This is a genomic window from Streptomyces chumphonensis (assembly GCF_014779715.1).
GTDB lineage: Bacteria > Actinomycetota > Actinomycetes > Streptomycetales > Streptomycetaceae > Streptomyces > Streptomyces chumphonensis.
Map to the genome: position 1 here is coordinate 241047 of NZ_JACXYU010000005.1, position 18625 is coordinate 259671.

17 protein-coding genes and 1 pseudogene are annotated in these 18625 nt (G+C 73.4%); 5 read left to right on the plus strand and 13 right to left on the minus strand.

The features are described from left to right. Positions 1-36: 36 nt before the first annotated feature. On the minus strand, positions 37-3549 hold the full coding sequence (locus tag IF129_RS26950; protein WP_191209748.1) for an RHS repeat-associated core domain-containing protein: 3513 nt from the start codon (positions 3547-3549) through the stop codon (positions 37-39). Here IF129_RS26950 and IF129_RS12985 point away from each other — a divergent pair. Further along, positions 3521-4507, plus strand: a complete 987-nt coding sequence (locus IF129_RS12985; RefSeq protein WP_191209749.1) for an FG-GAP repeat protein — start codon at positions 3521-3523, stop codon at positions 4505-4507. The genes IF129_RS26950 and IF129_RS12985 overlap by 29 nt on opposite strands. 47 nt (positions 4508-4554) lie before the next feature. Here the strand turns inward: IF129_RS12985 and IF129_RS26360 are convergent. From IF129_RS26360 to IF129_RS13000, 3 genes and pseudogenes are all read right to left on the minus strand, one after another. Further along, positions 4555-4683, minus strand: a pseudogene (locus tag IF129_RS26360) (DUF1348 family protein); the annotation flags it as partial. Positions 4684-4778: 95 nt separating this feature from the next. Continuing rightward, entirely contained in the window at positions 4779-5144 is a 366-nt protein-coding gene (locus IF129_RS12995) for a nuclear transport factor 2 family protein (RefSeq protein ID WP_191209750.1), read from the minus strand. A 38-nt stretch (positions 5145-5182) separates the two neighbouring features. Continuing rightward, positions 5183-6082, minus strand: a complete 900-nt coding sequence (locus tag IF129_RS13000) for a LysR family transcriptional regulator (RefSeq protein ID WP_191209751.1) — start codon at positions 6080-6082, stop codon at positions 5183-5185. A gap of 130 nt (positions 6083-6212) precedes the next feature. Between IF129_RS13000 and IF129_RS13005 the strand changes: the two genes are divergently transcribed. From IF129_RS13005 to IF129_RS13015, 3 genes are all read left to right on the plus strand, one after another. Continuing rightward, positions 6213-6578 (plus strand): YybH family protein, encoded by a 366-nt coding sequence (locus IF129_RS13005; RefSeq protein ID WP_191209868.1) that lies wholly within the window; start codon positions 6213-6215, stop codon positions 6576-6578. Between the two features lie 70 nt (positions 6579-6648). Beyond that, positions 6649-7986, plus strand: a complete 1338-nt coding sequence (locus IF129_RS13010; protein ID WP_191209752.1) for a PP2C family protein-serine/threonine phosphatase — start codon at positions 6649-6651, stop codon at positions 7984-7986. A gap of 107 nt (positions 7987-8093) precedes the next feature. After that, positions 8094-9773 carry a right-handed parallel beta-helix repeat-containing protein gene (locus IF129_RS13015; RefSeq protein ID WP_224754858.1) on the plus strand — a complete coding sequence of 560 codons (1680 nt, stop codon included), beginning with the start codon at positions 8094-8096 and terminating at the stop codon, positions 9771-9773. A 21-nt stretch (positions 9774-9794) separates the two neighbouring features. On the opposite strand, the gene galE is transcribed toward IF129_RS13015, so the two are convergent. The 4 genes from galE to IF129_RS13035 all read right to left on the minus strand — a co-directional run bounded on the left by galE (position 9795) and on the right by IF129_RS13035 (position 14737). Further along, positions 9795-10835, minus strand: a complete 1041-nt coding sequence (galE, locus tag IF129_RS13020; RefSeq protein ID WP_191209753.1) for a UDP-glucose 4-epimerase GalE — start codon at positions 10833-10835, stop codon at positions 9795-9797. Between the two features lie 38 nt (positions 10836-10873). Beyond that, on the minus strand, positions 10874-12793 hold the full coding sequence (locus tag IF129_RS13025; protein ID WP_191209754.1) for a glycosyltransferase family 2 protein: 1920 nt from the start codon (positions 12791-12793) through the stop codon (positions 10874-10876). 60 nt (positions 12794-12853) lie between these two features. After that, on the minus strand, positions 12854-13900 hold the full coding sequence (locus IF129_RS13030; protein WP_191209755.1) for a UDP-glucuronic acid decarboxylase family protein: 1047 nt from the start codon (positions 13898-13900) through the stop codon (positions 12854-12856). Positions 13901-14113: 213 nt separating this feature from the next. Continuing rightward, entirely contained in the window at positions 14114-14737 is a 624-nt protein-coding gene (locus IF129_RS13035; protein ID WP_318153705.1) for a TetR/AcrR family transcriptional regulator, read from the minus strand. A gap of 157 nt (positions 14738-14894) precedes the next feature. Between IF129_RS13035 and IF129_RS13040 the strand changes: the two genes are divergently transcribed. Then, positions 14895-15569 (plus strand): DUF998 domain-containing protein, encoded by a 675-nt coding sequence (locus IF129_RS13040; RefSeq protein WP_191209756.1) that lies wholly within the window; start codon positions 14895-14897, stop codon positions 15567-15569. Positions 15570-15604: 35 nt separating this feature from the next. On the opposite strand, the gene IF129_RS13045 is transcribed toward IF129_RS13040, so the two are convergent. The 5 genes from IF129_RS13045 to IF129_RS13065 form a co-directional block, all read right to left on the minus strand. After that, positions 15605-16186 (minus strand): GNAT family N-acetyltransferase, encoded by a 582-nt coding sequence (locus tag IF129_RS13045; RefSeq protein WP_191209757.1) that lies wholly within the window; start codon positions 16184-16186, stop codon positions 15605-15607. A 73-nt stretch (positions 16187-16259) separates the two neighbouring features. Further along, positions 16260-16739 (minus strand): GNAT family N-acetyltransferase, encoded by a 480-nt coding sequence (locus IF129_RS13050; RefSeq protein ID WP_191209871.1) that lies wholly within the window; start codon positions 16737-16739, stop codon positions 16260-16262. Between the two features lie 41 nt (positions 16740-16780). After that, on the minus strand, positions 16781-17167 hold the full coding sequence (locus IF129_RS13055) for a RidA family protein (protein WP_191209758.1): 387 nt from the start codon (positions 17165-17167) through the stop codon (positions 16781-16783). A 36-nt stretch (positions 17168-17203) separates the two neighbouring features. Beyond that, positions 17204-17629 carry a DUF7144 family membrane protein gene (locus IF129_RS13060; protein WP_191209759.1) on the minus strand — a complete coding sequence of 142 codons (426 nt, stop codon included), beginning with the start codon at positions 17627-17629 and terminating at the stop codon, positions 17204-17206. Positions 17630-17759: 130 nt separating this feature from the next. Continuing rightward, positions 17760-18530: a DUF4232 domain-containing protein gene (locus tag IF129_RS13065; protein WP_191209760.1), complete on the minus strand. Its 771-nt coding sequence runs from the start codon at positions 18528-18530 to the stop codon at positions 17760-17762. Positions 18531-18625 lie beyond the last annotated feature (95 nt).

Consider the following 18625-nt stretch of genomic DNA (forward strand, 5'->3'; position numbering starts at 1 on the left):
ACAAGATAGAAGCACCGAGGGACGACGATGATTTACTCATGGTACGTTCTTGATTTCTGCTTTCACGTTTGTGCCCCGATTCCCCACTGCATAGATATCCAACTTGTAGGGAATGAGGTTCCCGCCTTCATAGGAAGGAATAGATAGGTAGTATACTCGCTCGCCGCCTGCTACAGCCTTCGCGACTCTGTCTTCGAAAGTCTTCTGCACGACCGAGTTGGCTCGGGGGTGCTGAGGGATGAGATTTCGCACCTCAGTGCCACTCCCGCCTAGTTGGCGCCCAATCAAATGCCCGCGATGCAAGCCTCGACGGTATCCAGGTGGGTCAAAATGTCCGTTGCGATTGGTGTCGCTGCCGACGATGTCGGTGTCATTCGAATCAGGGTGCGCACCTCGACCGATCACCTTGATGGCATCGCGCTGTAGGCAACCCACTGCTCCGGTCGCTCGATCTTGTTCGTCTCGAGGGTGATAATAGATCCAACTAGTACCGCCGGAGATGCAATTCCTCTCCTGCTCCTCCCAAGATTCGACGAGATTGCGAAATTCCCGCCTAAAGGACGCATCATCAGACGCACGCGGGAACATTTTGAAGTATTCGCCGAGTTGCTTGTCAGTGAGGTTCAGGTCCTTGCGCGCGCGAGTCTGCGAGTCGTCGGCGAGGGTGTTCTGGGCGGAGTCGACGGTGGCTGTCGAGACGTCCCGGGCGTGGACGACTGATATGACGGCCGCGAGGATCACGTGCCACGGAGGTGGCGGGGGCGGCGGCGGGGGTCCCTGAGGGCCACGGGGGCCTTGGGGAACACGCGTGGCGGCAGCGCCGCCGCTGCCCCCGTTGGCGCCGCTGTTGGCGCCGCCGGTCCCGGAGCTGTAGCCGCAGTTGTAGGTGCACCGGGGAGCGTTGGTCGTGGGCCTGTGGGGACGGTTGTTGCCCCGCATTCGGTCCCTGTACCGGAACTCGCGCTGCCAGCGGCGTGCCTGGCTTCGGTGGCTCGTGCGCGACTGATAGCTGGAAGTCTTCTTGTTGTTCGACTTCTTATTCTTGTTCGAGTTGTTGTTCGAACGGTTCGGTGTGCCTCCCCCTTGGTGCTTGGGTGCACCGCCACGACCACCGCCGGAGTACGGACGGCCGATGAGTGGTGCCCATCCGCCCCCTTGGTGGGCGGACTTGTGGCCGGTGGGGTCGGTGTGGTTGAGGGGGCTGGCGCTGCCGTAGGTGTAGCGGTTGGCCTGGACGGACGGGGTCGGGTTCAGGGTCCAGGAGTCGCGGGAGGTGAAGCCGCCGGACGCGGGGTCGTACCAGCGGGCGTGCATGTTGACTTCGCCGGTGACCGGGTCGGTGTACTCGCCCTGGTAGCCCAGCGCCCCCGTGGCGCCGTCGGTGGCGGCGACCTGGCCGAAGGGCGAGTAGGCGGTGGATCCGGAGAGAGTGCCGTCGTCGGGGATGAAGGTGGCGGTCACATCGCCGTGGACGTCGGTGAGGACGGCGGTGGCGCCGTTGCCGTCCGCGTCGGCCGTGGCCAGCGGATCGCCGACCGGGTCACGGGTGACGAGCTGGTCACCGGTGCGGACGGCGTTGTTGGACTGGTCCGCGTAGGCGAAGGGGGTGTCGTCGCCGCGCTGGACGAGTCGGCCCAGACCGTCGTAGGTGTAGTCGACGCCGTCGCGGCTGCTCATCCGGCCGAGCGCGTCGAAGGCGGCGGAGACGGTTCCGCCGTCGGCGTCGGTGACCGTGCGCTGCGTGCCGCGCGCCGTGTAGGCGTAGGAGCTGCCGGCGGCCGTCAGCAGACGGTTGCGCTCGTCGTAGGTGGCGGTCGCCTCGCCTGCGCTGGTGCGGTTGCCGGCCGCGTCCCAGGTGTAGGCGGTGTCGGTTCCGTCGGGGGCGGTCCAGCCGGTGAGGCGGCCGGAGCGGTCGTAGGTGTGGGCGCCGGAGCCGGCGGTGCCGGTGGTGGTCTTGCCGGTGACGCGGTCCTCGGCGTCGTAGGCGTAGGTGAGCGAGGCGCTGGTGGCGCCGCCGGGCTCGGCCAGGATGTCGGTGACCAGGCGGCCGAGGTCGTCGTAGGTGTAGCTGCGGACGGCACCGCCGCTGCCGTAGGTGACGGTCGTCGGCTGGGACGCGGCGTTGTAGCCGTAGCCCTGGGTGGTGCCGGTGAGGGGGTCTGCGGCCGAGGTGAGGCGGCCTGCGGGGTCGTAGCCGAAGGTGGTCGTGCCTGCGGCGTCGGTGCGGCTGGTCAGGTGGCCGTCGGCGTCGTAGGCGAACGACGCGTCGCCGGAGGGGCCTTCGGCCGTCAGCAGGTTGCCCCGGTCGTCGTAGCCGAATGTCTGGGTGCCGCCGGGGGCGTTGACGGACGTCAGCCGGTCGGCGAGGTCGTAGGTGAAGGTGTCCGTTCCGGTCGCCGTCTCGGCGCCGGAACCGGTGTGCTCGGTGATCCGGCCCAGCGCGTCGAAGGTGCGTTGTTGGGTGACGCCGCCGGGTTGGATCTCCCGAACCGGCCGGCCGGCGGCGTCGTACACGGTGGTGAAGGTGCGGTCGGCGGCGTCGGGGTGGGCGTCCGTGGCCGGTTCGACGACGGACTCCGGCTCGCCGTGGCTCGTGTGGGTGTACCAGGTGGTGTGGCCCCTGCCGTCGGTCAGGCGGGTGCGCTGCCCCAGGGCGTCGTAGCCGAAGGTGGTGGTGACGGAGGTGTCGGCGTCGACGGGCTCGACGAGCCGCGTCAGGCGTCCGGCCGCGTCGAACGTCTGCCGGGTGGTGTGGCCGAGCGCGTCGGTGACGGCGACGGGGTTGCCCTCGGCGTCGTAGGCGGTGCTGCGGCTCCGTAGCGGTGTGCCCTCGGGGTCGTGGTCGCTGACCTCGACGGCCCGTCCGGCCGGGTCGTACTGCGTCCGGGCGACGCGTCCCAGGGGGTCGGCGACGGCGGTCAGCAGGCCGGTGGGGCCGTAGGTGTACGTCGTCGTGCCGTCGGCGGCGTCGGTTTCGGTGACGGGCTGGCCCGCCGCGTTGTACTCGGCACTCGCCTCGGCCCCGCCGGGGCTGGTGGTGGCGACGAGGTTGCCGCTGTCGTCGTACCGCAGGCGGGTGGTGTACACGGCGTCGGCGGGGTGGCGTTCGAAGACGCTGAGGGTGATGCGTCGGCCGAGTTCGTCGTAGGTGGACTCGGTGCGGGCGCCCGTCGGGTCGGTCACCGAGAGCTGCTCGCCCAGCAGGTCGTAGGTGTAGCGGGTGACGGGCCGTTCGGCGCCGTCCCCCGGGGCGGGGGCGGTGACGCTGGTGCGGTTGCCGAGCTGGTCGTGGGTGAAGTCGGTGGTGTGGCCGAGGGGGCCGGTCTCGGTGGCGACGTGCCCGGCGGCGTCGTAGGTGCGGGTGACGGTGGGGGTGAGCGCCTCTTCGGCACCGGGCGGCGTGTAGGCGGGCAGGGTGGTGCGCACGGCCCGGCCGAGCGCGTCGTAGTCGGTGCGGACGATCTCGCCGTCCGCGTCCCGCGTCGCCGTCTCGTCCCCGAAGGCGTCGAATCCGCTGCGGATGACGGGGCGTTCGGTGGCGGGGGCCACGCCGTGCTTCTCGACGGTGACGGGCGCGCCGCGGGTGCTGTTCGGGTCGGCGGACGGCCTGCGGCCCGACTCGGTCCTCTGGGTCGACCAGGACAGCCCGCACGCCCCCGGGGTCCCGGAGGAGGGCGACCGCTTCGGTGAACAGCTCGCCGTCGGTGACGTCGACGGCGACGGCGCCGAGGACCTCGTCGTCACCACCCTCGGCGAGCAGATCAGCGGCAGCTCCGACCGGGGCTCGATTCACACCCTCTTCGGCCCGTTCGACGACGCAGGGCCCTCGGACGGCTCCTACATCGACTCCGCGCACATCGACGGCATCGGTGAGTTCTCCGGTAGCGCCGTCGCGCTCGGCCACTTCGACGAGGACCTCTACCTCGACCTGGCGGTCGGCGTCTCCGACCAGAAGGTCGGCGCCGACGGGGCGGCGGGCAGTGTGGCCGTCCTCTACGCGGGCGAGGACGGCTACCACCACGACGACGTCGACGTCTTCCACCAGGACAGCCCCGGCGTTCCCGGCGCCCCCGAGGAGGAGGACTACTTCGGTGCCTCGCTGGCCGCCGGGGACTTCGACGGGGACGGTGTCGACGACCTCGTCATCGGCATGCGCAGCGAGGCCGTCGGCTCCGCGACCGGTTCCGGCGCGGCCCTGGTGATGTTCGGCAACACGACCGGCGGCATCAGCGCCGGCGGCGGGGTCTGGATCGACCAGGACGTCGAGGGCGTCCCCGGTGTCGTCGCCACCGCCGACCACTTCGGCTGGACCGTGGGAGCCCTGGACACCGACGGTGACGGGCGCGACGAACCGCTCATCGGCGCCCCCGGGAACGCCGCCGGGACCGTCACGGTGGTGAAGGTGCGGCCCGGCGAGCTGGAGTCCGCCACCGCTCTGGCCGAGGGTGACCTGGGTTGGGACGACGGGGAGCGCGGGGACGCGTTCGGCATCAGCCTGCCGCGCTGACCCGCGGTGCGGTGCGGGCCCCTACCGCCGAGGAGCGGGGTGCGGTCCTCGGCGTGGGGGCGGGGGCCGTGGATGCGGCGGTCCTCCGGCGCGATGGGGACGTCGTTGATGACGGCCTCGCGGCGGGACATCAGGCCCTGGGCGGTGAACTCCCGCATCTCGTTGCCGTGGCTGCGCCGCCGCCCACACGCTCCTCGCCGCCGCCCTCGACGCCCGGAACGGCGACTGGCCCGGAGCCACGCCGAGGTCCCCGGCCGCCGGGCGCGTTCGGCTACGCGGGTACGGGTGTCTGCTGGTACACGGCCAGCGCCCATCCGGCGCCGCGCCGCACGTAGACGCTCGACATCAGGGCCGTGAACGCGGGTTCCGCGCCCTCCCGGTACGCCCGTCCGCGATAGACCAGGGCGGCGGAGGACTCGTTCAGCGGGACGAGCCGCTCCTCCGTGATGTCGTAGGTCCGCCAGGGCGGCGCCGCACCGAGGGAGTCGACGACGTCCTGGCGGGTGAAGACCTGGCCACCGGCCAGCACCATGACGCCGTCCTCGGTCATCGACCGTCCGTAGAAGACGTCACCCGTGCCGTCGCACAGGGACTGCCAGCCGCGGTGTTCCAGTTCCAGGAGCTCAGCGATGTCCATGGGACCGACGGTATCCGCGGGGTGTGACAGCGTCCGGCTCACCGCGCGTCGGAGGCCCGGGGTCGGGGGAAGACGCTGTGGGCGTGGCGGAGGAGGGCGCGGACGGCCGGGCCGTGCGCCGCGCGCCAGACGAAGGAGAGGTACGCCGGAGTGTCGGCGTCGGCGATCGGCCGGACGACGAGGCGGTCGTCGTGGGCGTGGGCCATGGAGGCGCTGAGGACGGCGGCGGCCAGCCCCCGGGCTGCGAGGTCGGCGACCGCGTCGGCGGCACCGGCCTGGAGGGTGACGGTGGGCCGCAGGTCCCGGGCGGCGCAGGCGCGGTCGAGGACGGTCCGCACCCCGGTGCCCGGCGGCATGCACACGATCGGGTGAGCGCACACGTCCCGCAGGGTGACGCGGCGCAGCCGGGCGAGGGGGTGGTCGGGAGGGACGGCGGTGACGAGGCGTTCGCTGACGACGGTCAGCGCCTCCAGTCCTTCGGGGGCGGCGGTGGCCGAGCCGACCAGGGCGGCGTCGAGGGCGCCGGAGCGCACGTCCGCGACGAGGCGGTCGGAGTGGTCCTCCCGCAGCGCGAGCTCGACGCCGGGGTGCTCGCGGTGGAACGCGGCGAGGGCGTCGAACAGCGGTGTGACCGTGCAGCCGACGACCATGCCGAGGGTGAGCCGTCCCCGGAGCAGGCCGGTCACCTCGCTCACCGCCTCCCCGACCGCCTCGGCGGCGGCGAGGGCGGCACGGGCGTGGCTGAGCGCCGCGCGGCCTGCGGCGGTGAGGGTGACGGTGCGGGCCGAGCGGTCGAACAGGTCGGCCCCGAGTTCCCGTTCGAGTTGGCGGACCTGGGCGCTGACGCCGGACTGGCTGATGTGGACGCGGGCGGCGGCGCGGGTGAAGTTCCGCTCGTCGGCGACGGCGACGAAGTACTCCAGCTGCCTCAGTTCCATGACCGGAGATGCTAGATGCCATCTCCACCATCTGTTGGACTTCTCATCGGTCCGGCACCCACGCTGGAGGAACGACATACCGACCCCGGGATGCACCGACCCCGGGATGCACCGACCCCAGGAGGAGCCTGTGCCGGAGTACGAGAAGGCCATGCGGCCCGAGGACCTCACCCGCCTGTTCGTCGAGCGGTCGAACGCCGGGGACGCGGCCGGCGTCGCGGCGCTGTACGAGGAGGACGCGGTGATGGCCTACCCGCCGGGCACGACGACGGTGGGCCGGGAGGCGATCCGCGTCCTGTGGGAGGAGGTCCTGGCGCACGCCCCGCGCTTCGAGCCGGAGGCGCCGCTGCCGACGCTCGTCAGCGGGGACGTCGCCCTGACCGCGACGCCGCCGGGGGACGGCGCGGGCGCCCGTGCCCAGGTGGTCCGACGCCAGTCGGACGGCAGTTGGCTGCGCCTGCTCGACCAGCCGGAGTTCCTGCCGCCCGTCGGCTGACGGCTCGTTCTCCTGGCCGCTGTGGTGGTGGCGGCGCGGGCACGGCCGGTGCGCGTGCTAGGGAGGAGCCATGGCGGAACAGGGGTCGGAGTCCTTCAGGCATCTGAGGTCCAAGGCGGACGAGGAGCTGGAGGCCATCGCGGAGCGTGTCCGCTCGTTGGCGCGCGCGCAGGAGCGGTTCCACGGTCTGCTGGACGCCTTCCTGACGCTCAACCGGGAGCTGGAGCTGCCGTCGCTGCTGCGGGAGCTGCTCAAGACGGCGCAGGAGCTGGTGGGTGCCCGCTACGGGGCGATGGGCGTGCTGGACGAGACGGGCGAGCGGCTGGCCGACTTCATCCCCGTCGGTCTGAGCGAGGAGGAGGAGCAGGCGCTCGCGGGGGTCCCGCTGCCGCACGGACTGGGGCTGCTGGGGCATCTGATCCGTCATCCGGAGCCGCTGCGGGTGGAGACGATCGCCGCGCACCCGGAGTCGGTGGGCTTCCCCTCGGGGCATCCGCCGATGCGCCGGCTGCTGGGCGTCTCCATCCGGGTGCGCGACCAGGTCTACGGGAACCTGTACCTGACGGACCGGCGGGACGGGCTGCCGTTCGACGAGCACGACGAGGCCGTCCTCGTCGCCCTGGCCAGCGCGGCGGCGGTGGCGATCGACAACGCGCGGCTGTTCGCGTCGGTGCGGGCGAGTGCGGAGCTGTTCCAGCGGCTGCTGCTGCCCCGGCTGCCGGACCTGGCGCCGTACGAGGCGGAGGCGGTGTACCGGCCCGCGCCCGCCCCGGGGAACCGGCTGGGCGGGGACTGGTACGACGCGGTGCCGCTCCCGGACGGCTCCTGCGCGGTCGTGATCGGCGATGTCGTGGGGCACGACCTGTACGCGGCGGCGGCGATGGCGCAGGCGCGCAACATGTTGCGGGCGCTGCTGTACGAGCGGCGCACGCCGCCCAGTTCGGTGCTGGAGAAGCTCGATCGCACGCTCCACGCCATCACGGACATCCCCGTCACCACGGCCGTCCTCGCCCGGGTCGGGCCGGACGACGCCGGGGGCGGGCGGCTGAGCTGGAGCGCCGCGGGGCATCCGCCGCCGCTGCTCATCACCCCGGACGGCAGCGCCCGGGTGCTGGAGGGCGAGCCGGGTCTGCCGCTGGGCGTGGACCTCGCGCACCCGCGCCCGGACCACGAGGTGGCCGTCGCGCCGGGTTCGACGCTCGTGCTGTACACCGACGGGCTGGTCGAGCGGCGCGGGGAGTCCCTGGACGAGGGGTTGCGGGCGCTGGAGGCGGCGGCCGGGCCGCTGGCCCGCGCGCCGCTGGCGGAGCTGTGCGCGACGCTGGCGGACTTCCACCCGGAGGCGGGCCAGGACGACACGGCGGTGCTGGCGCTACGCGTCCCCGGGGACGGGCCCCCGACCGCATAGCGCCGTCCTTCGGGTGAATGCGGGCCGAGCCGCCCGCCCGTCTGGCAGTCTTTGCACCGTTTCACCGTTTCACCGTTTCGCCCTTTTCAGGCGGTCAGGGAGTGCACATGCGGATGGGGCTGCGAAGGAGCTGGTCGGCGCTCGGCGCGGCGGGCGGGCTCGTGTGCGTCCTCGCGCTCCCCTCGGGCTGCGCGCTGCCCGAGCCCTACGCGCCGCCGGGGAAGAACAGCGCGGGCGGGTTCACCTACCACGTCAGCCCGGACGGCGACGACGGCGCCGACGGCCTGTCCCCCGAGACGGCCTGGCGCACGCTCGGCCGCGCCGACGAGGTGAAGTACCGCCCCGGCGACCGGCTGCGGCTGGAGGGCGGCGCCCGGTTCCGGGGCGGGCTGGACATCGCGCGGGGGGAGGCGGGCGACGCGCGCCGGCCGGTCGTCATCGACTCCTACGGCAGCGGCCGGGCGACGCTGGGGGCGCGCGGCTCGGCGGGCGTCACGGTGTACGACACCGGCGGCGTCGAGATCCGCGACCTCGTCCTGCGCGGGGACGCGCGGGCGCGCCGGAACCACGACGGCATCCACCTCTTCAGCGACGCGGCGAGCGGGGAGCGGTTCGCCGGGGTGACGGTCGCGGGGGTGGACGTCTCGGGGTTCCGCAACGGCGTCGGTGTCGGCGCTCCGCGCGGCGTGGGCTTCCGCGACGTGCGCGTCGCCGACTCGGTGCTGCACGGCAACCTGGAGGCCGGGCTCGTCACCAGCGGGCCGCCGCTGGACGCCGACGACCCCGCCTACGCCCACCACGACGTGGCCGTCACGGGGGTGCGCGCGCACGACAACACCGGTGACCCGGCGGCGGACGACCGGAACACCGGGAGCGGCGTCATCCTCGGCAGTGTGCGCGGCGGGCGCGTCGCGGACTCCGTCGCCCACTCCAACGGCGCCCGCTCCTCCCCCGACGCCCAGGAGGGTCCGGAGGGCATCTGGGCCTACGACGCCACCGGGCTCGTCATCGAGCACAACGTCTCCCACGGGAACCACACCGGCTCCCGCGTGGACGGCGGCGGCTTCGGCCTGGACAACAACGTGTCGGGGACGGTGGTGCAGTACAACCTGTCCTTCGGCAACGAGGGGCCCGGCTACCTCGTCTACTCCGGCCGCCCGACGGGCGCCCACCGCGACAACGTCCTGCGCTTCAACCTGAGCGCGAACGACGCCCACAAGCTGGAGGTCTACGGCGGCATCGTCGTCTACGGGCTGCGCCTGAGCGACCTGGACGTGCACCACAACACCGTCGTCATGCGGGCGAACGGGCCGGTCGCCGCCCCGGCCCTGCGGCTCCAGGAGGACCTGGACCGCGTCCGCGTCCACAACAACCTGCTCGTCACCGACGGCGCGGCCGTCGTCGGCGCCGACCGGGGGTTCGCGCCCGCCGAGGTCGCCCTCCAGGGCAACGCCTACCACGTCGCCGGGGGCTGGCGGCTGCGGTGGGGCGGCCGGACGTTCACCGCGCTGGACTCCTGGCGCGGGGCGAGCGGCCAGGAGCGTCGGGGCGGGGCGGACACCGGCACCGACGCCGACCCGTGCCTGGCCGCCGTGACGACGCCCGTCACCGACGCGGAGGGGGCCGCCGGGCTGCTGACCCCGCGCTGCGCGGCGGACCTCGCGGGCGCGGGCGTCGACGCGGCGGCGCTCGGCGTCGACCTCGGCCGGGTCGACTTCGGCGGGACGCCGCTGGGGGCGGCGCCGCCCGTCGGCGCCCTGGCCGCGCGGGGCGGTCAGGACGGATGAGCGGTTCGCCCCCGGGGACGGTCAGTCCGGGTAGCCGGCGGGGTTGAGCTGCTGGAAGCGCCATGCGTCGCGGCACATGGCGGCGACGTCCCGGGTGGCGGACCAGCCCCACGCCCGCCGCACCGCCCCCGGGTCGGCGACGAGCGAGGCGACGTCGCCGGGGCGGCGGCCGGTGATCTCGTGCGGCAGCCGCCGCCCGCAGGCGGCGGAGAAGGCGGCGAGCAGGTCGAGCACGGAGGTGCCGGTGCCGGTGCCCAGGTTGAGGACGCGCAGGCCGGCCGCGTCGTCGAGGTGCTCCAGGGCGACGCGGTGCCCCTCGGCGACGTCCATCACGTGGAGGTAGTCGCGGACGCCCGTGCCGTCGGCGGTGGGGTAGTCGTCACCGAAGACGCGCAGCCGGTCGAGGCGGCCGACGGCGACCTGGGCGAGGTAGGGCATGAGGTTGTCCGGCACGCCGCGCGGGTCCTCACCGAGCAGCCCGCCGGGGTGGGCGCCGACGGGGTTGAAGTAGCGCAGGGCCAGGGCGCTGAAGGCGCCGGGCAGCCGGTCGCAGACGTCGCCGATGATCCGCTCGCACAGCAGCTTGGAGGTGGCGTAGGGGTTCGTGGGGGCCACCGGGTCCGTCTCGCGGAGCGGGGTCCGCGCGCCGCCGCCGGTCGGGCCGTTCCCGTAGACGGAGCAGGAGGAGGAGAGGACGAGCCGGGGGACGCGGTGCCGTTCCATGGCGGCGAGCAGCGCGGTCGTGCCGCCGACGTTGGTGTCGTAGTACGCGACCGGCATCCGCACCGACTCGCCGACCGCCTTGCGCGCGGCGAAGTGGATGACGGCGTCGACGCGGTGGGCGGCGAAGACGGCGTCCAGGCCCGCGCGGTCCCGCACGTCCGTCACGTAGGACGCGGTCGGCGGGCGTCCGGCGATCTTCGCGACGCGTTCCAGCGCGACGGGCGAGCTGTGGGAATGGTCGTCGACGACCACGACGTCGTAGCCGTGGACGAGCAGTTCGACGCAGGTGTGGCTGCCGATGAAGCCGGCGCCACCGGTGACCAGGACCGTGCGGGGCATGCGGGGCGTTCCTTCCGGAGAGCGGGGCCGGGACGTCGTCACCGGACCCCGACGTGCTCGAAGAGGTCGGGGCCGAAGACGTTCGCGAGGTAGGCCGGGTAGAGGGCGTAGGCCAGGGCGAGCGGCAGCAGGGCGAGGGTGCCCGCGAGCAGCGGGAGCGCGGCCGTGCCGAGGGCGCGCCGGAGCCGCACCCCGGCCGCCCGCGCGGTCTCGGCGACGTGCAGCCAGGCGACGGCCAGGGTGAGCACGGCGTAGGAGGTGGCGCCGAGCATGCACAGGAAGACGTAGCCCGCCGACGGGCCGGTGAGTTCGCCGACGACGGCCGCCGAGGCGAGGGTGACGGTGATGAGCAGGTAGGGGGCGACGAGGCGCAGCGTCAGGGGTTCCAGCCCGCCGCGCGACTTGGGCGTGACCTTGAAGACGATCCGCCGGGGCCGCAGCCGTTGCAGCAACGCCGCGCCGACGCCGCAGGCCACCCACGGCCAGCGGGCGAGGGCGAACAGCCAGCCCTCCCAGCTGACGACGGGCGCGGCGGGCGGACGCAGCAGCCCGCGTCGGCGCAGCAGCAGGGCGAGCAGGATCAACACCCCTGACATCACCCAGAAGTGGGCCAGGAAGGCGAAGTAGTTGACGTTGATCCAGGCCATTCCGGTGACGGCGGCCACCGGCGGCAGCGCCAGCCCGGCCGTCGTCGTGACGGCGAGCAGCGGGTAGTAGACGAGTACCAGCGTGAAGCGGACGCGCAGCGGCCCGGGCAGCCGGGCCAGGTGCCGGGGCAGCAGGCCCAGCAGCGCCACCGTCAGGCTCCGGGACCACTGGAACTCCTGCGTCACCATCGCGGAGAACGTGATCGGCCCTTCGCCGTGCGCCTCCGCGTCGATGGCGAACGCGCCGTGCCAGCCCGCCGAGTTCAGCAGGAACGTGGTGGTGAAGTCCTCGGCCAGCTCGGGCCCGAGGCCGCCGACGTCCCGCAGGGCGCGGGTGCGGACGGCGTAGTGGGAGCCGATGCACACCGGTGCGAGGCCGGCCGAGTGGCCGAGCTGGACGGGGCCGTGGAAGAGCGCCTCGCGGTGCAGCCGCCCCCGCGCGGACCATGACGCGTCCGCGTTCGTGTCGCACACCGAGGGGGCGGCGACGTAGCCGACGGCCGGGTCCGCGAACGGGCGGACGACCTCCGTCAGGTAGCCGGGGCGGGGCACGTGGTCGCAGTCGAGCTGGGCGACGACGTCGTAGTCGCGGTAGCCCCAGTGGTCGTAGAAGTGGGCGAGGTTCCCCTCCTTGCAACGGGTGCGGCGCGGCCAGGTGTCGCGGTGGTAGGCGGCCACGCCCCTGCGGCAGGAGAGGCGGACGCCGTGGCTGCGGCACCAGCGGCGGATGCGCGGGGTCGGGTCCTCGTCGCAGAGCCAGACGTCGTAGGGGTGCGGGAAGTCCTGGGCGAGCATCGCCCGCAGCGTGGCGCGCGCGATGTCCCAGTCCTCCGAGGGCGCCCGGGTGACGACGAACGCCGTCCGCAGGGCGGGCACGTCGACCTCGGGGTCGAACCGGCGCAGCCGCAGCACGGCGACGACGAAGTGCACCGGCATCACCGCGAGGTACAGCAGCAGGGCGCTGTTGACGACCAGGCCCACCCAGCCGACGCGGTGGTCCGGCTGGAGCCACCAGTCCCAGAACCATGCGAGGGCCAGCGTCCAGGCGACGCACAGGAGCACCGCCTTCGCCCGGGCGGTGCCGGTGAGGACCGGCACGAAGCTGCGCCGCCGCGTCCGCAGACGGCGGCGCGGCCGACCGAGGACGGGGCCGTCCGGGCCGACGTCGACGACGCCGCCGTCGGAGAGGCCGAGCAGGTGGTCGCGCGGGGAGCCCCCGGTGTCGGCGGGCGTCGGGGTGGTCGTCGGAGTGGTCGTCGGGGGCGCGGACGTCGTGGCCTGCGCGAGGAGGGCGGATTCTGCCTGCGTCATGGAAGCGTGCTCCGTCGCTGGCACCGGGGGGCGGCCCGGTGGGGACGTCGTGGTGCGGCGTCAGTGCGGGGTCGCGGCGGCCGGGTCGGGGGCGGCGGGGGCGGCCGCGAGGTCGGGGGCGTACCGGGTGGCGTCCTCCTGGCTCCCGCGGATCGCCTCGGCTCCGGCCGCCACCTCCAGGGGCCGGGCGGCGAACCAGGCGACGGTGCGGCACAGACCCTCCTCGATGCCCACCTCGGGGTGCCACCCGAGCCGTTCCACCGCCCGCGTGATGTCGGGGCGGCGGCGGACGGGGTCGTCGACGGGCAGCGGGTGGTGCTGCACCCGCGCGTCGGAGCCCGTGAGGCGCAGCACGAGGTCCGCGAGGTCGGCGACCGACAGTTCGACGGGATTGCCGAGGTTGACGGGCCCCCGCTCGTCGTGGTCGAGCATCGCGAGGAGGCCGCGCACGAGGTCGTCGACGTAGCAGAAGCTGCGGCTCTGCTTGCCGTCGCCGTACAGGGTCAGCGGCTCCCCGCTGAGGGCCTGGGTGATGAAGCTGGAGACCACGCGGCCGTCGTGGGGGCGCATGCGCGGCCCGTAGGTGTTGAAGATCCGCACGATGCCCGCGTCGAGGCCGTGGGTGCGGTGGTGGGCGAGGGCGAGGGCCTCGGAGAAACGCTTCGCCTCGTCGTACACGCTGCGCGGGCCGATGGGGTTGACGTTGCCCCAGTAGCTCTCGTCCTGCGGGTGCACGAGGGGGTCGCCGTAGACCTCGCTGGTGGAGGCCAGCAGGAACCGCGCGCCGTGGCGCCCGGCGAGGCGCAGGGCGTTCTCGGTGCCCCTGCTGCCCGCGCGCAGGGTGTGCAGCGGCAGCCGCAGGTAGTCGGGCGGGGAGGCGGGGCTGGCCAGGTGGGCGACGGCGTCGAGCGGGCCGGGCACGTCCAGGTCCGCGCTGACGTCGGCGCGCAGGAAGGTGAACGCCGGGTCCGCCCCCAGCGGCGCGATGTTCTCGGGCCGACCGGTCGACAGGTCGTCCACGCAGACGACCTCGTCGCCGCGTCGCAGCAGCGCCTCGCACAGGTGCGAGCCGAGAAATCCCGCTCCCCCGGTAACGACTACACGCATGGCTCCTCCGTGGTTCGGGCAGAACGACACATCCGCCGACGCCGGGGCGGCGTCCGCGGTGCGACCGGCCGGGGCGGAACGGTTCGCCACGGAACCGCAGGAGGAGATTAAGAATGAATGTAGTATTTGATCTTTATTGACACGCTTGTCCTGACCCGGACAGCGGGCCGCCGCCTCCCCATCTCACCCGAACGGAGCAGCCGGGGCGGACGCTCAGCGGTAGGCGGCGAGGAACGCCCGGACGCCTTCGGCCGCGTAGTGGTCCAGCTCCGCCGCCGTGTGCCGGGGACCGCCGTGGAACATGGCCCGGTTCACGGGGATCCACAGCAGCAGACCCGTGAAGTGGTGGGCGGCGAGCAGCGGTTCGCGGACGTGGAGCACCCCCGCCTCCGTCAGGGACCGGAACGTCGCCGCGAGCGTGGCCAGCACCCGCTCGAACCCCTGCTCGTACCAGGCGGCGCCCAACTCGGGGAAGGCGTCCGCGTTGGCGATGACCAGCCGGCGCAGCTGGAGCACCTCCGGCCGCGTGAGGGCGTCGAGCAGCGCGCGGGCGAGGGCGACGAGGTGGGCGGGCAGCGTCTCCGCGTCGGCCGGGACGTCCGCGACGAGATCGACCGTGGTGTCGACGCGGTCCGTGGTGGCCAGCACGATCTCGGCGAACAGCTTCTCCTTGTCGGCGAAGTGCTTGTACACCGTCTGCTTGGAGACGGCGGCGCGCTTGGCGATGTCGTCCATGCTCGTCCCGGCGTACCCCTGGGCCATGAAGACCTCGGTCCCGGCCGCCATGATGGCCCGCCGCTTCCGCTCCGACCGGCCGACCTGCGCTCCCGCCTCCACGGCACCTCCACTGCGTCGATGAGTACTGGACAGTCCAGTTTCGCACGGGTACCGTACCGTCTAGCTCACCAGAACTGGACGGTCTAGTTCTTGCTCGAAGCCGTCAGGTTCTCCACCCCCGCACGCCGGGTTCCGCACGCACGCCGAAGGGCCACCCATGACCACCACCCGCAACCGGCCTCCCACCACCGGCACCGACCCCGGCTCCCCCACCGCCGACCGGGCCGTCACGCGCGGGCTCCTGACGGCCGGAGCCGCCGCCGGCCCGCTGTTCCTCACCGCCGGGCTGACCCAGGCCCTCACCCGGGACGGCTTCGACCTCACCCGCAACGCACTGAGCCAGCTCAGCCTCGGCGCCCTCGGCTGGATCCAGGTCGCCGTCTTCCTCCTGACCGGCGCTCTGGCCGTCGCCGGGGCCGTCGGGACGCGTCGAGCGCTGCGGGGCGGGCCCGGCGGCGTCTGGGCACCCCGGCTGATCGGCGTCTTCGGTGCCTCGTTCCTCGTCGCCGGGATCTTCCGGGCCGACCCCGGCCACGGCTTCCCGCCGGGCACCCCCGACGGAGCCCCGGCGTCCATGAGCGCGGAGGGGAGCGTCCACATGGCCGCCGCCACGCTGGGCTTCCTCGCGCTGTGCGCCGCGTTCCTCGTCCTCGGCCGGTTCTTCGCGGCCGAGGGACGGCGCGGCTACGCCCTCGCCTCCCGCGTCGTGCCGGTGGTGGTGCTGGCCGGCTCGTCCGCCGCCGCCGTCTCGATGCCGGCGTTCACCGCCTCGGCGGGGCTCGGCCTGCTCTGGCTCACGGCCGTCGCCCTGCGGCTGACCGACCGACGCTGAAGCATCCGCACGACCGCACCCGCCGAGGGCCCTGCCTACGTCCCCGTCGGTCGAGCAAACCCGCGACCGTCCGGTCGCCACTCCCGCCTGATCAGGCCGAACACCCAGGTGTCGGACACCTCGCCGTTCACGACGCAGTCCTCCCGCAGCGTCCCCTCACGCACGAACCCCACCTTCTCCAGCACACGGGCTGAGGCTTCGTTGCGCGTGTCGGTCTCGGCCTGCACGCGGTTCAGGTCCCAGGTGTCGAACCCCCACCGCAGCACGGCGTGCGCGACCTCGGTCGCGTACCCCCGCCCCCACAGCGCGTCGACGAGGCAGTAGCCCAACGACGCGCTGCGGTGGACCGGATCCCAGTCGGTCAGGGCGCACCAACCGACGAACGCCCCGTCCTGGACCCGGTCGACGGCCAGCCGCGCGCCGGTGCCGTCCGCCGCCACCCTTCGGCACACGGCGATGAAGCGATCGGCACGGGCCGGATCCCTCCACGGCGGTGAGTCCCAGTAGCGCATCACGCGGGCGCTGCGATGCAGGGCGAACAGGGATTCCGCGTCCGCGTCGGTGAAGGGACGCAGACGCAGACGCGCGGTGTGCAGTAAGGGGGTGGCCACGGGCATGCGCACCATGATGCGTCTCACCGGGCGCAGGGGACACCGAATATCCGGCCCACTCCGGCGTCCCTCGACACCACTACGGCGTGCGCCCCGGCGGCGTCGGCCGGCGCTCCATGACGACGTCCACCGCGTTCCGCACCCCGTCCTGCGACCCGAGCCCGAAGCCGTGGCGCTCGTACAGCCGCCGGGCCGGACTGCCGCGCAGCACGATCAGCCGCACCGGCACGCCCTTCGCGTCACACCGCCCCAGCACCCGACGCAGCACGGCCGAGCCGATGCCGCTGCCCTGGAGGTGCGGCGCGACGTAGAAGTGCTCCAACCAGTGGGCGTCCTCGGCCGGCCGCAGGGCCACACACCCGGCGAACGCGCCGCCCACCTCGATCACCCGGGTGTGCCGCGGGGCGAACCCGTCCCGCAGCCGCTGCCGCACCCGCCGCTCGTCGTACCGCCCCAGCCGCTCCAGGTCCGGCCGCAGCACCACGGCCCGCAGTTCGGCCACCGCGTCGACGTCCGCCGCCGACGCCGGTCGCAGGGTCCAGTGGAGCGTGCCGGTCATGCGTCCCTCGTCCGTGTCGTTCACGTCGTTCACGTCGTTCGTCACGCCGGGCGGCGCGCGTCCACCTCGATCTCGAACTTCATGCGCGGGTCGGCGAGCCCGCACTCCATCATCGTCGCCGCCGGACGGACCGCCCCGAAACAGGCCCGCAGCACCGGCCAGCAGGGCTCGAAGTCCTCGCGCCGGGGCAGCAGGTAGCGCACCCGCACGACGTCCGCGAAGGTGCACCCGGCCTCCTTCAAGGCCGACTCCACGTTGCGCAGGCACTGCTCGGCCTGCGCGACGACGTCCTCGGAGATCGTCATCGTCGCGTAGTCGAAGCCGGTCGTGCCCGAGACGTGCACGCGGTCGCCGTCCACGACCGCGCGCGCGTAACCGATCCGCTCCTCGAAGGTGGAACCGCTCAGGATCGCGCGTCGCTCGCTCATGCGGGCACGATACGCGCGGTCCCACCCCCGTCGGAATCAGTCGGCGAAGGAGGCGTGACTGGTGGCCAGCGCCCAGATGACGAAGACGCCCAGGGCGATGTTCACCAGCCCCCACAAGGGCTGGTAGGGCAGCCAGATGAAGTTCGCGATGACGACCAAGCCCGCGAGGAACACCCCGAGGAACCGTGCCCACGTGGCCCCCATGAGGATGCCCAGCCCGGTGAGCGCCACGACCACGCCGAGGACGAGGTGGATCCAGCCCCAGGAGGTGGTGTCGAAGGCGTACGTGTAGTCGCCGATCGTGCCGTAGACGTCGTCCTTCGCGATGCCCGCGATGCCCTGGAGGACGCCGATGACGCCGTAGACGAGTGCGAGCACCCCGGCGAACACGGTGCCTCCGCTCGCCCAGGCGTCCCTGTCGTGTGTGCTCCCGCCCGAGCGCGGGTGCGTCGATGAGGCCATGGGGCGGCTCCTTCCGCAGACCGGGCCCGCTGTCGGACCCACGGCCAGCGTTGGGCGCCCCCGCCACGGCGACCAGCCGAAAGGGGCCGAACGGGTGAACGTCGACGCGCCTCCGCCCGGCCCGCCCGGCTCAGCCCTCGACCGTCTTCCAGGGGCTCACGGCCAGCTCACCGGCGGCGGCGAAGTCCTTGCCGCCGAGGGACGTCACGCTCTGCCACGGCTCGCCCTCGGCCGGGGCCACGTCCACCGACCGGCCGCCCGCGCCGCTCCCCGGACGCCACACCAGCACCGCCATGGCCGTCTCCCCCGGACTCAGGGACAGCTTCTTCGGCTCGCCGTTGAAGCCGCGCACCTCGGACACGGCCGAGACGCCCTCGTGCACCGTGACGTCCAGGGCCTCACCGTCCTCGTCGAGCACCCGGACGTCCGGGTGACCGTTGACGGCGAACGGCTCCTTGCCGCAGTTCAGCATCATGACGCGCAGCAGGCTCAGGCTCTCGTCCCCGTCGACCGGACCGGCCGCCATGACCCGCACCCCGGGGTCCGGGCAGTTCGGGTCCACGGCCGCGTCGTCCGGCGCCGGCTCGACGCCGTCCTTCTCGCCGCCGTCCTTCTCCCCGCCGCCGGTCGTCTTGCCGTCACCGCCACCGTCCGTGCCGCCGTCACCGCCGCCGTCGGAACCCCCGCCGCCGTCGCCACCGTCCCCGTCACCGCCGCCGTCGGTCTCCCCGGAGCCGCCGCCGCTCTCCTCCTGCGATGCGGACGGCGCGGCCTTGTCCTCCGTCTCGGAGTCGTCGGAGCCGCCACCGCAGCCCGAGACCAGCAGAGCACTCGCGGAGAGCAGCACGCCCAGCCGCCGAACGGAGGTACGGCCGAGCCCGGCCCGCGTCAAGGTCTTCACAACGCGTGATGTTCGCAGGAACACCCGTCCGATATCCAGACCTTCCACGTCACGAATCGGTGCCTGCCACCGGCACGACGCCGGGGCGTGGTGGG